The sequence below is a fragment of the Nissabacter archeti genome (assembly GCF_018257325.1).
Taxonomy (GTDB): Bacteria; Pseudomonadota; Gammaproteobacteria; order Enterobacterales; family Enterobacteriaceae; genus Chimaeribacter; species Chimaeribacter arupi.
Genome location: NZ_JAERKB010000017.1, coordinates 20207 through 35810 on the forward strand (window position 1 = coordinate 20207; position 15604 = coordinate 35810).

Annotated in this window: 6 protein-coding genes and 3 tRNA genes; 5 read left to right on the top strand and 4 right to left on the bottom strand. The window is 61.2% G+C overall.

All coding sequences use genetic code 11. The features are described from left to right. Window positions 1-43 precede the first annotated feature (43 nt). The 4 genes from recC to recD all read left to right on the top strand — a co-directional run bounded on the left by recC (window position 44) and on the right by recD (window position 11966). Complete coding sequence (gene recC / locus JK232_RS20270) at window positions 44-3424, top strand: exodeoxyribonuclease V subunit gamma (RefSeq protein ID WP_212589630.1); 3381 nt, start codon at window positions 44-46, stop codon at window positions 3422-3424. A 216-nt stretch (window positions 3425-3640) separates the two neighbouring features. Then, window positions 3641-6553, top strand: a complete 2913-nt coding sequence (ptrA, locus tag JK232_RS20275; protein WP_101834861.1) for a pitrilysin — start codon at window positions 3641-3643, stop codon at window positions 6551-6553. After that, a complete protein-coding gene (recB, locus tag JK232_RS20280) occupies window positions 6550-10110 on the top strand; it encodes an exodeoxyribonuclease V subunit beta (protein ID WP_212589631.1) in 3561 nt (1186 codons plus the stop codon). The genes ptrA and recB overlap by 4 nt, the downstream gene beginning before the upstream one ends. After that, complete coding sequence (gene recD, locus JK232_RS20285) at window positions 10107-11966, top strand: exodeoxyribonuclease V subunit alpha (protein WP_072932558.1); 1860 nt, start codon at window positions 10107-10109, stop codon at window positions 11964-11966. The genes recB and recD overlap by 4 nt, the downstream gene beginning before the upstream one ends. A 216-nt stretch (window positions 11967-12182) precedes the next feature. Here the strand turns inward: recD and argA are convergent, their stop codons facing one another. Then, window positions 12183-13526, bottom strand: a complete 1344-nt coding sequence (argA, locus tag JK232_RS20290; RefSeq protein ID WP_165698470.1) for an amino-acid N-acetyltransferase — start codon at window positions 13524-13526, stop codon at window positions 12183-12185. Between the two features lie 231 nt (window positions 13527-13757). Here argA and amiC point away from each other — a divergent pair, with 231 nt between their 5' ends. After that, window positions 13758-15005, top strand: a complete 1248-nt coding sequence (gene amiC, locus JK232_RS20295) for an N-acetylmuramoyl-L-alanine amidase AmiC (protein ID WP_072932555.1) — start codon at window positions 13758-13760, stop codon at window positions 15003-15005. Window positions 15006-15161: 156 nt separating this feature from the next. Here the strand turns inward: amiC and JK232_RS20300 are convergent. The 3 genes from JK232_RS20300 to JK232_RS20310 all read right to left on the bottom strand — a co-directional run bounded on the left by JK232_RS20300 (window position 15162) and on the right by JK232_RS20310 (window position 15583). Further along, window positions 15162-15238: transfer RNA gene (locus JK232_RS20300), tRNA-Met, on the bottom strand. Window positions 15239-15357: 119 nt separating this feature from the next. After that, a tRNA-Met gene (locus tag JK232_RS20305) sits at window positions 15358-15434 on the bottom strand. Window positions 15435-15506: 72 nt separating this feature from the next. Next, window positions 15507-15583: transfer RNA gene (locus JK232_RS20310), tRNA-Met, on the bottom strand. Window positions 15584-15604: the final 21 nt, after the last annotated feature.

The window sequence follows — 15604 nt, forward strand, 5'->3', positions numbered from 1 at the left end:
GCGCAAGCCGCCTGCCACACCCGTTATTCACTTCAGAGGCATCATGTTCACCGTTTACCACTCCAACCAACTGGATCTGCTGAAAAAACTGATCTCGGCGCTTATTGAGGGGCAACCGCTCTCCGATCCCTTCCAACAGGAAGTGGTGCTGGTGCAAAGCCCCGGCATGGCGCAATGGCTGCAAATGCAGTTGGCCGATGAGTTTGGGATTGCGGCGAATATTCAGTTTCCGCTGCCGGCCTCCTTTATCTGGGACATGTTCACCCGCGTCTTGCCGGGGATCCCGAAAGAGAGCGCCTTCAGTAAAGATGCGATGACCTGGAAGCTGATGTGGCTGCTGCCGGAAATGTTGCCGGAACCGGCCTTTGCCCCCCTGCGCCATTACCTGCAGGATGACGGTGACAAGCGCAAAATCCACCAGCTGGCTGCCAGGGTCGCTGACCTGTTTGACCAGTATCTGGTTTACCGCCCGCACTGGCTGGAAGGGTGGGAGCGCGGTGAACTGCAAGAGGATCTGGGCGAGGCGCAGCAGTGGCAGGCGGTACTGTGGGCGCGGCTGTGTGAGTACACCGCCGCGCTGGGGCAGCCGAAATGGCACCGTGCCAACCTCTACCAGCGCTTTATCACTACCCTGAACCAGCAGGAAACCTGCCCGCCGGGGCTGCCGGCGCGGGTGTTTATCTGCGGCATCTCCGCGCTGCCGCCAATCTATTTGCAGGCGTTGCAGGCGCTGGGCAAGCACATCGACATCCACCTGATGTTCACCAACCCTTGCCGCTACTATTGGGGTGACATCCAGAACTATGCGTTTCTGGCCAAACTGCAAAGCCGCAAACGGCGTGACTACCTCGCCCGCGCCGAGGTTGATCTGTTCCGCGATCCGGCGCAGGCACCGCAGCTGTTTAACCAGGAAGGGGAGCAGGCACTTACCAACCCGCTGCTGGCCTCCTGGGGCAAGCTGGGGCGTGACCATATGTACCTGCTTTCCCAGATTGATGACATTCAGGAAGTGCAGGCGTTTGTGGACATGGAAGACGACACCCTGCTGCACGCGGTGCAGCAGGACATGCTGGAGCTGAATGACCAGGCGGTGCTGGGCATGACGCCGGAAACCCTGGCCAACAGCGCCGGTAAACGCCTGCTGGACCCAGAGGATCGCTCCATCTGCATCCATGCCTGCCACAGCCCGCAGCGCGAAGTGGAAGTGCTGCATGACAAACTGCTGGCGATGATGGCGGAAGACCCGGATCTCACGCCGCGTGACATCATTGTGATGGTGGCGGACATCGACAGCTACGCGCCCTACATTCAGGCCGTATTTGGCAATGCCCCGCCGGATCGCTACCTGCCGTTTGCCATTTCTGACCGTAAAGCGAGCCAGGCCCACCCGGCGTTGCAGGCGTTCCTTACCCTGCTGGAGATGCCGCAGAGCCGCTTTACCTCAGAGCAGGTGCTGGCGTTGCTGGAAGTCCCGGCGCTGGCCGGCCGTTTCGCTATCCATGAGGATGGGCTGCGGTTGTTACGGCTGTGGGTCAGTGAATCCGGCATCCGCTGGGGGCTGGACGATGACGCCATCCGCCAGCTTGAACTGCCGCCGACCGGCCAGCACACCTGGCGCTTTGGCCTGACGCGGATGCTGCTGGGCTACGCGATGGACAGCGAAGCCGGGCACTGGCAGGGCGTACTGCCCTATGACGAGTCCACCGGGCTGGCGGCAGAGCTGGCCGGGCACCTGGCAGAGTTGCTGATGCAGCTTACCCGCTGGCGCACCCTGCTGGATGAACCGCGCCCGCTGGCGGCATGGTTGCCGCTCTGCCGCCAGATGCTCGACACCTTCTTCATCAAAGATGTGGAGACGGAAGGGGTGCTGACGGTGATTGAGGAGCAGTGGCAGAAAGCGATCAATTTCGGGCTGGCCGCGCAATACCCGGATAAGGTGCCGCTCAGCATCCTGCGTGATGACCTGGCGGCCCGGCTGGATCAGGAGCGCATCAGCCAGCGCTTCCTGGCAGGGCCAATCAACTTCTGTACCCTGATGCCGATGCGGTCGATTCCTTTCCAGGTGGTCTGCTTGCTGGGCATGAATGATGGCGTTTACCCGCGTACCCTGCCGCCGCTCGGGTTTGACCTGATGGCGCATCAGGTGAAAAAAGGGGATCGCAGCCGCCGTGATGATGACCGCTATCTGTTCCTGGAGGCGATGCTGTCAGCCCAGCAGCGGCTTTACATCAGCTTTATCGGCCGTTCAATTCAGGACAACAGCGAGCGTTACGCCTCCGTGCTGGTGACCGAGCTGATGGAGTATATCGGCCAGAGTTTCGTGCTGCCGGACGATCTGGCGTGCGAGGCGGACGAGAGCGAACGCCGGGTACGTGAGCACGTACTCTGCCACCATGCCCGGATGCCGTTTAATGCGGAAAACTTTGTGCCGGGTGATGAACACCAGAGTTACGCGCGCGAATGGCTGCCCGCCGCCAGCGCGCAGGGTGAGCCGCACCCGGACTTCAACCAGCCGCTGGCACCGGAACCGCTGGAAGAGATCACGCTGGAAAACCTGATGCGCTTTTATCGGCATCCGGTTCGCGCCTTTTTCCAGATGCGCCTCGGCGTCAATTTTATGCTGGAAGAGACGGAGCTGCCGGACGAAGAGCCGTTCGTGCTGGACAGCCTCAACCGCTATAAATTCAACAGCCAGCTGCTCAATACGCTGATTGAAGAGCAGGACGCCGACGCGCTCTATGCGCGGGTGAAAGCCTCCGGCGCGCTGCCTTACGGCGCGTTTGGTGAAATCTACTGGCAGAAGCAGTCCGAAGAGATGACCGGGCTGGCAGAGAAGGTCAGGGCGCTGCGCGGTGAGTCCCGCAGTGAAGAGATTACCCTGGAAATCGGTGACTGCCTGATCACCGGCTGGGTTCACCATATCCAGCCCGATGGCCTGTTGCGCTGGCGGCCTGCGACACTGAATGCGGTGGATGGGGTGTTGCTGTGGATCGAGCATCTGGCGTATTGTGCATCAGGAGGCAAGGGGGAAAGCCGCAGCTATGGGCGCAAAGATACCGCGTGGCACTTCCCCGCTCTGCCGGTCAAACAGGCCCGGGACTATCTGGCGCTGTTGATCGAGGGGTACCGGCAGGGTATGCGTGAGCCGCTGCTGCTGGTCAACAAGAGCGGCTGGGCGTGGCTCAGTCACTGCGTGGATCCCCAGACCGGGGAGATAAACCGTGATGAGGAGACGCAGGGCAAAGCCCGCGGTAAACTGCTTCAGGCCTGGCTGGGCGATCAGCGTGTTCCCGGCGAAGGCGATGATCCCTACCTGCAACGCGTCATCCGGCAATTGGACGATGACGACATCGTAAAAATCCAGCAGAATGCGGAACGTTTTTTACTGCCTCTGGCCCTGCACCATCAGGCCGGGGCGGCATAAAGGCAAGACGCGTCACCGTGTCATGAAAGGACTCCGCCGTGCACCGCCGCTGCCACAGGGCAGGTGCATTCTCAGCGATACCGCCTGTGGCGGCACTATCGCGGCATACCGGGTCTCACCTCTTCAGGCGGCCCGGCCAGCAACGTTCACGCAGAGTGGCCTTACCCTTTGAAGTTTGCTCCGGCGGTACATTTACCAGGTGATGGGAGAGTGGGAATGCGAAAACAGCTTACCTGTATTTCCAGGTTACTGTTGTTATTGATTTTTTTAGCACCAATCAGCGGTTTTGCGCAGGGATGGCAGCCACTGGCGGAAACAATCAACAAGAGTGAACACGATCCCCGCCAATACCAGGCGGTGAAACTGGATAACGGCATGACGGTGCTGCTGGTGTCTGATGCCCAGGCCCCCAAATCGCTGGCGGCGCTGGCGTTGCCGGTCGGCTCGCTGGACGATCCGGGGAGCCAGCTGGGGCTGGCCCACTACCTTGAGCATATGGTGCTGATGGGGTCGAAAAAGTACCCGGACCCGGAAAACCTTGCCGAGTTTCTGAAGAAACATGGCGGCAGCCATAACGCCAGCACCGCCTCCTACCGCACCGCATTCTACCTGGAGGTGGAAAACAGCGCGCTGACCCCGGCGGTTGACCGGCTGGCGGATGCCATTGCCGCGCCGCTGCTTGACCCGGTCAATGCCGATCGCGAACGCCATGCTGTCAATGCTGAATTGACGATGGCGCGTTCGCGTGACGGTATGCGCATGGCGCAGGTCAGGGCGGAGACACTTAACCCGGCGCACCCCAGCGCCCGCTTCTCCGGCGGCAACCTCGACACACTGAAAGACAAGCCCGGCAGCAAACTGCATGAGCAGCTGACGGCGTTCTACCAGCGCTACTACTCCGCCAACCTGATGGTGGGCGTGATCTACAGCAACCAGCCGTTACCCGCACTGGCCTCGCTGGCGGCCGGCACCTTTGGCCGCATCGCCAACCATCAGGCCAGCGTACCGGCGATTACCGTGCCGACGCTGACCCCGGCGCAAGAGGGCATTATTGTTCACTATGTCCCGGCGCAGCCGCGTAAACAGCTCAAGCTGGAGTTCGCGATAGATAACGACCGCGCGCGGGATCAAAATAGCCAGGCGTTCCGCAGCAAAACCGACACCTACATCAGCTACCTGATCGGTAACCGCAGCCCCGGCACGCTGTCGGACTGGTTACAGAAACAGGGCCTGGCAGATGCCATCAATGCCGGGGCCGACCCGCTGGTTGACCGCAACCAGGGCGTGTTTGCCATTTCCGTGTCGTTGACTGACAAAGGGCTGGCGCAGCGTGACGAGGTGATTGCCGCAGTGTTCAACTACCTGTCGATGCTGCGTCAGCAGGGCATCAGCAAAAGTTATTTCGATGAAATCAGCCATGTGCTGAACCTCGATTACCGTTACCCGGCCATTACCCGCGATATGAATTACATCGAGTGGCTGGTAGATACCATGCTGCGGGTGCCGGTGAACCATACGCTGGATGCCCCCTACCTTGCCGACCGCTATGACCCGGCGGCCATCGCCGCCCGCCTGAGCCAATTGACGCCGGAAAAAGTGCGTGTCTGGGTGGTCAGCCCGGATGCACCGCACAACCGTACTGCCTATTTCGTTGATGCGCCATACCAGGTAGACCGTATTACCCCGGCGCAGCGCCAGCATTGGCAGCAACTGGGCACACAAATCGCCCTGACACTGCCGGCGCTTAACCCCTACATCCCGGACGATCTGTCACTGATTACCTCCACGGAAAAACCGGTGCGGCCACAGGTGGTGGTGGATGAGCCGGGGCTGCGCGCGCTCTACATGCCAAGCCGCGCCTTTGCCGATGAGCCGCGCGCCGACATTACCTTTGCCTTCCGCAACCCAACGGCACTCGACTCACCGCGCCATCAGGTGATGTATGCGCTCACTGACTATCTGGCGGGGCTGGCGCTGGATCAGCTCAGTTATCAGGCCTCTATCGGCGGTATCGGCTTCTCCACTGCGCCGGATAATGGGGTGGTCTTTAACGCCAACGGCTATACCCAGCGCTTGCCGCAACTGCTCACGTCCCTGGTGGCCGGTTACGCCAGCTTCACGCCGACCGCCGATCAGCTGGCGCAGGCCAAATCCTGGTACCGGGAGAAGCTGGATGCCTCCGGCAAAGGCAAAGCCTTTGAGCAGGCGATCATGCCGGTACAGATGCTCTCCCGCGTGCCTTACAGCGAACGTGAGGCGCGCCGCGCCATGCTGGACAGCATCACGGTGGAGGAGATCATCGCCTACCGTGACAGCCTGCTCCATTTGGCCGCGCCGGAAGTGCTGGTGGTCGGTAACATGACGGCGGATCAGGTGCGCCAGCTGGCACATTCGCTGAAAACCCAGCTCGGCTGCACCGGCAAAGCCTGGTGGCACGGCAAAGAGGTGGTGATTACGCAGAAACAGCTGGCCAACCTGCAAAAAGCCGGCAGCAGCAGTGATTCCGCACTGGCTGCGGTCTATGTGCCGTCCGGTTATGATGAGGTGCGCAGCATGGCCTACAGCGCCTTGCTTGGGCAGATTCTGCAACCCTGGTTCTACAGCCAGCTGCGTACGCAGGAGCAGCTGGGCTACGCGGTGTTTGCCTTCCCTATCTCAGTCGGGAAACAGTGGGGGCTGGGCTTCCTGTTGCAGAGCAACAGCCAGCCACCGGCTTACCTCTACCCGCGTTACCTTGATTTCTTTGCCCAGGCGGATAAACGGCTGGGTGCCATGAGCAATGAGGATTTTGTGCAATACCGTCAGGCAATGATCGATGAGCTGACCCAGCGTCCGCAAACCCTGAGTGAAGAAGCCAGCCGCTTCAGCAATGACTTCAGCCGCGGCAATTTCCGCTTCGATACCCGCGACCAGGTGGTCGGAGTGCTGAAAGCCCTGACGCGTGACCAGCTGCACCAGTACTACCAACAGGCTGTGATGAACCCGCAAGGGCTGGCGTTGCTGTCACAGATCCAGGGTAACGGCCCGGATGCGCAAAAAGGCGGTTTCGCTGCCCCGGCAGACTGGACGACCTACACTGACACCACCCGTCTGCAAGCGACCCTGCCGCAACAGGTGAATGGGCAATGACGACGTCCGCGCCCCTCGCCCTGAACCCGCTGACCCTGCCGCTCTATGCGGAGCGGCTGATTGAGGCCTCAGCGGGTACCGGCAAGACCTTCACCATCGGGATCCTCTACCTGCGCCTGCTGCTGGGGCTGGGCGGGGAGGCGGCCTTCCCGCGCCCGCTGACGGTCGAGGAGATTCTGGTGGTGACCTTCACCGAGGCGGCGACCGAAGAGTTGCGCGGCCGTATCCGCGAGAATATCCATGCCCTGCGGCTGGCCTGTGTGCGCGGCAGCAGCAGTGACGGCATGTTACAGGCGCTGATGGCAGAGATTGCCGATCTGGCCGATGCCGCCGCGTTGCTGCTGGCGGCCGAACGGCAGATGGATGAAGCCGCGATTTACACTATTCACGGTTTCTGCCAGCGGATGCTGACCCACAATGCATTTGAGTCCGGCATCCTGTTTGAGCAGACGCTGGTGCAGGATGAAATGCCGTTGCGCCGTCAGGCGTGTGCTGACTTCTGGCGGCGGCACTGTTACCCGCTGCCGATTGAGATTGCCCGGCCGGTGGGGCAGGCGTGGAGCGGCCCGGAGGAGTTGCTGCGCGATCTGGCCCCTTATCTTCACGGCGAAGCCCCGGCGCTGCGTTACCCGCCTGCCGAAGGTGAAACGTTACAGAGCCGCCATGCGCGGATCATTGCCCGCATCAGCGAGGTAAAACAGGCATGGAACAGTGCGGCGGGGGAGCTGGAAGCGCTGATTTCTGCTTCCGGCGTCGACAAGCGCAGTTACAGCAGCCGTTACCTGCCGCTCTGGCTGGAGAAAGTCAGTGAGTGGTGCGCGCTGGAGACGCAGGATTACCAGTTGCCGGCAGAACTGGAAAAGTTCAGCCAGGCACGGTTGCTGGAAAAAACCAAAAAAGGTGAGCCGCCGCGCCACCCGGTATTTACGCTGATCGAGCAGCTCTGTGCTGAGCCGCTCTCTCTGCGCGATGTGGTGATGGCGCAGGCGATCACAGAAATCCGCCAGACGGTGCAGAAAGAGAAGCGCCAGCGGGCTGAAATGGGCTTTGATGACCTGCTCAGCCGGTTGGATGAGGCGTTACAGGCCGAAGGCGGCGGGGCGCTGGCCGAGGCGATCCGCGCCCGCTACCCGGTGGCGATGATCGATGAATTCCAGGACACCGACCCGCAACAGTACCGGATCTTCCGGACCCTTTACGGCAACCAGCCGCAATGCGGCCTGCTGCTGATCGGTGACCCCAAACAGGCCATTTACGCTTTCCGTGGGGCGGATATTTTCACCTACATGCGCGCCCGTGCAGAAGTGAGCGCCCACTATACGCTCGGCACCAACTGGCGTTCCTCCCACCCGATGGTGGCCGCGGTGAATACGCTGTTCCAGCAGAAAGACGATCCCTTTATTTTCAGTGAGATCCCGTTCAGCCCGGTTTCCGCAGCCGCCCGCAACCAGGCGCTGGCGTTTGAGGTGTCCGGCGAACGGCAACCGGCGCTGCATTTCTGGCTGCAATCGGGTGAGGGCGTTGGCGTCAGTGATTACCAGCAGATGATGGCGCGCCAGTGTGCCGGGCAGATCAGCCACTGGCTCTCTGCCGGGCAGCGCGGCGAGGCGTGGCTTGTCAACGGCGGGGAACGGCGCGCGGTCAGGGCGTCGGACATCACGGTGCTGGTGCGTAACCGGATTGAGGCTGCGCTGGTGCGGGAGGCGCTGGGCGCGCTCGCCATCCGCTCGGTTTACCTCTCCAATCGTGACAGCGTATTTGATACCCCCGAAGCGCGGGACATGCTCTGGCTGTTGCAGGCGGTGCTGGCTCCGGAGCAGGAACGTACCCTGCGCAGCGCGATGGCGACCGGCGTGATGGGGCTGGACGCCCGTACGCTGGCGGAGCTGAGCGCCAGTGAAACCGACTGGGATGCGCTGGTGCTGGAGTTTGACGGCTACCGCGAACACTGGGAGCGGCGCGGCGTGCTGCCGATGCTGCGCGAGCTGATGCGCAAACGCCATCTGGCAGAGAACCTGCTGGTCAGCGAAGAGGGCGAGCGCCGGTTAACGGATTTCCTGCATTTGGGTGAACTGTTGCAGGAGGCCTCTTCCCAGCTGGAGAGCGACTACGCGCTGGTGCGCTGGCTGGCCCAGCAGATTGCCCAGCCGGAGAAGCAGGCGGAAAACGAACAGCTGCGCCTCGAAAGCGATCGCCATCTGGTGCAGATTGTAACCATCCATAAATCCAAAGGGCTGGAGTATCCGCTGGTGTGGCTGCCGTTTATCGCCCATTTCCGCCCGCAGCAGCAGGCGCTCTACCATGACCGCCAGACGTTCGCGGCGCTGCTCGACTTGCGGGAGGAAGAGGAGAGCAAGGCACTGGCGGAAGAGGAACGGCTGGCGGAGGATTTGCGCCTGCTGTATGTGGCCCTGACCCGGTCAGTGTTTCATTGCAGCATCGGCATTGCGCCGTTGATTCAGGGTAACCGCAAAAAGCAGGGCGACACCGATCTGCACCGCAGCGCATTGGGCTACCTGATCCAGAAAGGGGAAACGTGTGACGCCTTTGCCCTGGCGGAGCTGCTGGGCGCGCTGGCGGATGAGAGCATCGCGCTGACCCAGATTGCCGAACCGGCGGTGCAGCCGTGGGAAGCGCCGGCTCCCCCGGCGCTGGCGCTGGAGGCGCGGGAGTTCTCCCGTCACGTCGGGGATAACTGGCGGGTCACCAGCTATTCCGGCTTGCAGCAGCACGGCAGCGCACTGGCAGAAGCCCTGCTGCCGCGGCTGGACATTGACGCCGCCGGGGAGCAGCAGCCGGAAACCACACCGGGCATGACGCCGCACACCTTCCCGAAAGGGGCGTCGCCCGGCACCTTCCTGCACAGTTTGTTTGAAGAGATCGACTTCAGCCAGACACCGGATCGCGCCTGGCTGGAGGAGAAACTCACGGCCCAGGGCTTCGGCAGCGAGTGGGGCGAGGTGCTGGCCGGCTGGCTGGAACAGGTGCTACAGGCGCCTTTGGGGCCGGAGGGGCTGTCATTGCGGCAACTGCCGCCTGCGCAGCGGCAGGCGGAACTGCAATTCTATATTCCAATCCGTGGCCTGCTGCGCGCGGCGGATCTCGACCGTCTGGTGAAGCAGTATGATCCGCTGTCGGCTGCCTGCCCGCCGCTGGATTTCCGGCAGGTGAAAGGGATGCTGAAAGGGTTTATTGACCTGGTGTTCTGCTGGGAAGGAAAGTTCTACCTGCTGGATTATAAATCCAACTGGCTGGGCGAGAGTGCCGCTGCCTATACCCAGCCCGCGATGGCGCAGGCGATGGCCGAACACCGCTATGACCTGCAATACCAGCTCTACAGCCTGGCGCTGCACCGCTATTTGCGGCACCGCCTGGCTGGCTATGACGTCGACCGCCACTTTGGCGGCGTGATTTATCTTTTTTTGCGTGGGATCGACCAACAGCATCCGGAAAACGGCATTTTCCGCTGCCGCCCCCCGTCGGACTTTATCCGCGAGATGGATGCCTTGTTCGAAGGCCACACGCTCTCTCTTACTGAGGCAGGATCACCTTCATGATGACCTTACTGGAACGTGCGCTGCTGGGTGGCGCCCTGAGGCCGCTGGATGTGCAATTTGCCCGTTTTCTGGCGGATGAGAACCAACCCGCGATGCTGCTGGCGGCAGCCTGCGTCAGCGCAGAGGCGGGCAGCGGCCATGTCTGCCTGCCGCTGGCCCAGCTCACACCGGATGCACTGTTTGATGGCCGCCACCCGGAACTGGCAAAAGAGATGGGCGCGCGCCTCGGCCACCCTGACGGCACGCAGTGGCTCCACTGGCTGAAAGAGTCACCGGCGGTGAGCGACGGCTCCCAACCCACGCCGCTGGTGCTGCATCAGGACCGTCTCTACCTGCAACGGATGTGGCAGTGCGAGGCGCAGGTGGCCGGGTTTATCGCCAGTGACAGCGACCAGCCTGCTGACCACGCGGCGCTGGGCGCGATCCTCGATCGTTTGTTCGGCCCCGGCGGCAGTGAGCCGGACTGGCAAAAGGTGGCGGCAGCGGTCGCCATTACCCGCCGCATCTCCATTATTTCCGGCGGGCCGGGCACCGGTAAAACCACCACGGTGGCCAGGCTGCTGGCGGCGCTGGTTGAGCTCTCAGCAGACAGGAAACTGCGTATCCAGCTGGCTGCGCCGACCGGCAAGGCGGCCGCCCGGCTGACGGAATCCCTCGGCAAGGCCAGCCGTGAACTGGCGCTGGATGCCGCGATCCAGGCGGCGATCCCGCAGGAGGCCTCGACCCTGCACCGGCTGCTGGGCGCACAGCCCAACAGCCAGCGAATGCGTCACCATGCTGCGAACCCGCTGCACCTGGATGTGCTGGTGGTGGATGAGGCCTCGATGGTGGACTTGCCGATGATGGCGCGGCTGATTGCTGCGTTGCCGCCGCACGCCAGGGTGATTTTCCTCGGTGACCGCGATCAGCTGGCCTCGGTGGAAGCGGGCGCGGTGCTGGGCGATCTCTGCCGTTTCGCTGAACAGGGCTACAGCCCGGCGCGGGCCGATCAGTTAAGCCGCATCACCGGCTGCGCGCTGAGCGGCACCGATCTCAAGGCGCACGCCACCGTGCGTGACAGCCTCTGCCTGCTGCGCAAAAGTTATCGCTTTGATGCGGCTTCCGGCATCGGGTTGCTGGCCAGTGCGGTGAACGCCGGGAAAGCCGCAGCGGCGCTGAAGGTGCTGGGCGGCAGCCATGAGGATGTGCAGGGTTACCCGCTGGCAGAGAACGAAGACTATCCGCATCTGCTGGAGCGCTGCGTGGCGCACTACCGGCCCTATCTGGAACAGGTGAAAGCCGGTGCCGGGGCCGGGGAGATCCTGAGGCTGTTCAACCAGTTCCGCGTGCTGTGCGCCGTGCGCGAGGGGCCGTTTGGCGTCAGCGGGCTGAATGACAGGATTGAGCTGGCGCTGAACCGCTGTGGGGCAATCCGCCGCCAGCCGGGCGCGGCCGGGCGCTGGTATGCCGGCCGGCCGGTGATGATCAGCCGTAATGACAGCGCACTTGGGCTGTTTAACGGCGACATCGGCATCACATTGCGTGACCACCGCAACGAGCTGCGGGTCTATTTCCAGTTGCCGAACGGTGAAATTAAGTCCGTCCAGCCAAGCCGCCTTCCGGCGCATGAAACTGCCTATGCGATGACCGTGCATAAGTCTCAGGGGTCGGAGTTTGACCACACCCTGCTGGTGCTGCCGAACCAGTGGCTGCCGGTATTGACGCGTGAGCTGGTGTACACCGCCATTACCCGCGCCAAAAAACAGCTGTCGCTTTATGCCAGCCATAACGTGCTGGCCAGTGCCATCAGCACCCCGACGCAGCGGCGCAGTGGCCTGGGTGACCGGTTAATGCAGGCGCTTCAGGCGGCTTCCTGACGGGATTCAGGCTGCGCGGTGACTGTATTTGCGACGGTGACTGTATTTGCGCCGGTGACTGTTTTTTGCGGCAATGACTCTCTTTTTCAGCGAGGGCTGTTTTTTCAGTGAGGCTGTTTTGCAGCGGTTGACGTTTTTCGCAAGACAACACGCAAGCCGGGAGAAACGCCACGCCGACGGCGAACCGTCGGCGTGGGCAGGCAGGAAAAGCCGGCGTTACAGATCGGCCAGCAGGATCTTGGAGCGGCGCTGGTAGTTATAGAGTGCCTGTTTCTGCATCGGCAACACCTCGACATCCGCCGGCTGGAAGCCGCGCTCCTGGAACCAGTGGATGCTGCGGGTGGTCAGCACAAACAGCTTCTCCAGCCCCAGCTGGCGCGCCTGGCTCGCCACCCGGTGCAGCAACATCTCACCGCGTGAGGAGCTGCGGTAGTCAGGGTGCACGGCCACACAGGCCATTTCACCAATCTTCTCTTCCGGGAAGGGGTAGAGCGCCGCACAGGCAATGGTCAGGTTGTCGCGCTCGATGATAGTGAACTTGTCGATCTCCATCTCCAGTTGCTCACGGGAGCGGCGCACCAGAATCCCCTGTTGCTCCAGCGGGCGGATCAGCTCCAGAATGCCGCCGATGTCATTAATGGTGGCGCGGCGTACCTGCTCGGCACTCTCCATCACGATCTGCGTACCGATACCGTCACGCGAGAACAGCTCCTGCACCAGCGCCCCATCCTCGAGATAGCTGATCAGGTGGCTGCGGCGCACGCCGCTGCGGCAGGCTTTGACCGCCCCACGCAGGAACCGCACAGTGCCGGAGTAGTAATCACCGGTCTGCTCCAGCGCGTCGATGCGCTGCTGGGCGTCATTCGGGAACAGCTCGGAAATCACATTGCCTTCGCTGTCCGTCACCCCTTGCGAAGAACAGAAGCCAATCATCTTCTCCGCTTTGAGTTTGATCGCCAGTTGGGTCGCGACCTCTTCTGAGGTGAGGTTGAAGCTCTCCCCGGTCACGGAGACCGCCACCGGCCCCATCAGCACAATGGCACCGCTGTCGAGCTGGCGGTGGATCGCCTCTTCATCAATACGGCGGATACGGCCGCTGTGACAGTAGTCCACGCCGTCATCCACACCCAACGGCTGGGCGATGATGAAGTTACCGCTCACCACGTTGATGTGCGCGCCCTGCAATGGCGTGTTATTCAGGCTCATCGAGAGGCGGGCAGTGATGTCGAGTTGCAGCAAACCGGCAGCCTGTTTCACCAGCTCCAGGGTTTTGGCATCCGTTACCCGGGTGTGTTTGTGGTATACCGGCTCGCAATGGTGCTGCGCCAGGTTGGCGTCAATCTGCGGGCGGGCGCCATACACCACCACCAGCCGGATGCCCAAACTATGCAACAGACCGATATCGTTAACGATGTTGGAGAAGTTCTCATGCTCGATGGCCTCCCCGCCCAGCATGATCACAAATGTCTTGCCGCGGTGGGCATTGATATAGGGGACTGAGTGACGGAATCCTTGAACCAGCTCTGTACTACGTTCCTTCACGGGCTTTGCCTCTTGCATGATTATTCGTAATTTCTGTATTTTTATTCTTTATTGCCGAGATCGCAAGCAGGAAATCACCAAGAAAAGTTATCAGGAGGTTAACAGGGGGTTAGTGCTTATCAGAAGATTGGGCTTTTTAGCCGGTGGGCGGCTTTAAGGGTGACAGGAAGCGGCTGATTCGTTAAAGTTTTTGACGTTTAGCCCGCTTTAGCGATGCCTTTTCATCGCTTTTCATTTTCCCGGAGCCGCATGAACGATAACCCTCCTAATCTGGGCCGCCGCCGTCTGGTGCAGGCCGCCGCCGCCACCTGGTTGCTCAGCATCAGCCAGGTCGGGTTTGCCGCCGCCGCACACGTGATTGCCGTACGTGTCTGGCCTTCAACGCCCTACACGCGCGTGACCATCGAATCCTCCACGCCGCTTAAGTATAAGCAGTTTGCACTCAGTCACCCGGAGCGCGTGGTGATCGACATTGAAGGTGTTCACCTCAACAGTGTGCTGAAAGGCATCGGCAAACAGGTGCGCACCAACGATCCTTACCTGAAGCAGGCCCGCGTCGGGCAATTTACGAAAGATACCGTGCGGGTGGTGCTGGAGCTGAAACAAAACAGCACGCCGCACCTGTTTACCCTTGGGCCGGTGTCAGAATTTAAAAACCGGCTGGTGGTGGATCTCTATCCGGCCAGCGGCCGGGCAGGGGAGCCTTCCGATCCGTTGCTGGCGCTGCTGGAAGATTACAACAAAGGCGATCTGGAACGCTCGCTGCCGGCGACGACGCCCAGACGCGGCAATGCCGGCCACGACCGGCCGATTATCATCATGCTGGACCCCGGCCACGGCGGCGAAGACTCGGGGGCCGTCGGGAAATATAAGACGCGTGAAAAAGACATTGTGCTGCTGATTGCCCGGCGGCTGAAAAAGCTGATCGACAAGCAACCGAACATGAAAGCCTATATGACGCGCAACGAAGATGTCTTTATCCCGTTGCGGGTGCGGGTGGCGAAGGCGCGCAAACAGCACGCTGACCTGTTTGTGTCGATTCATGCAGATGCCTTTACCAACCGGGCGGCACGTGGCTCCTCGGTGTTTGCGTTGTCTACCAAAGGCGCGACCAGCGCCGCCGCACGTTACCTGGCGCAAACGCAGAATGAGGCGGATAACATTGGCGGCGTAGGGAAAAGCGGCGACCGTTATCTCGACCATACGATGTTTGATCTGGTGCAGACGGCCACCATCAATGACAGCCTGAAATTCGGCAAAGAGGTGCTGGCACGGATGGGAAAAGTGAATCACCTGCATAAGAACCATGTCGATCAGGCGGGGTTTGCGGTATTGAAAGCGCCTGATATTCCGTCGATTCTGGTGGAAACGGCGTTTATCAGTAACGTGAAAGAGGAGCGCAAGCTGCGTACCAGCCGCTTTCAGCAGCAGGTGGCGGAGTCGATTCTGGCCGGGATCACGTCCTATTTCGCCAAAGGCGGACTGGTGCGGCGGTAAGTCGTGAGAAGAAGAGTAAGAACAGGATGATACCGCGCTGCCCGCCGGGTGGCGCGCAATAAACCGGGCAGGGGAAAAGACAAAAAGGAGAGGGGAAAAGAAGTCCAGACGGCAGAAACAAAAAAACACCCTGAAGGGTGTCTGATGTCATGTAAGTGGTTGCGGGGGCCGGATTCGAACCGACGACCTTCGGGTTATGAGCCCGACGAGCTACCAGGCTGCTCCACCCCGCGTCCGTCTTACTGCTTATTTTTTACAACCATACTTACTTTTTTAACGCTAACGTCCTGATTGTACGCCAGGCCGCTGTTACGTGCAATGCGGATTTTCAGCTGCTGGTACAGCACCGAATTGGTTGCGGGGGCCGGATTCGAACCGACGACCTTCGGGTTATGAGCCCGACGAGCTACCAGGCTGCTCCACCCCGCGTCCGTAACATCTTTACTTCTTTACTGCTTATCGAACCATCCGACGTTTTTTGCTGCTGGTACAGCATCGAATTGGTTGCGGGGGCCGGATTTGAACCGACGACCTTCGGGTTATGAGCCCGACGAGCTACCAGGCTGCTCCACCCCGCGTCCGATGGATGCGCACTATAC

Excerpts from the sequence above, each read along its gene's own strand:
- recC (WP_212589630.1), top strand. The coding sequence starts at position 44 with ATGTTCACCGTTTACCACTCCAACCAACTGGATCTGCTGAAAAAACTG.
- recB (WP_212589631.1), top strand. The coding sequence starts at position 6,550 with ATGACGACGTCCGCGCCCCTCGCCCTGAACCCGCTGACCCTGCCGCTC.
- ptrA (WP_101834861.1), top strand. The coding sequence starts at position 3,641 with ATGCGAAAACAGCTTACCTGTATTTCCAGGTTACTGTTGTTATTGATT.
- recD (WP_072932558.1), top strand. The coding sequence starts at position 10,107 with ATGATGACCTTACTGGAACGTGCGCTGCTGGGTGGCGCCCTGAGGCCG.
- amiC (WP_072932555.1), top strand. The coding sequence starts at position 13,758 with ATGAACGATAACCCTCCTAATCTGGGCCGCCGCCGTCTGGTGCAGGCC.
- argA (WP_165698470.1), bottom strand. The coding sequence starts at position 13,526 with ATGCAAGAGGCAAAGCCCGTGAAGGAACGTAGTACAGAGCTGGTTCAA.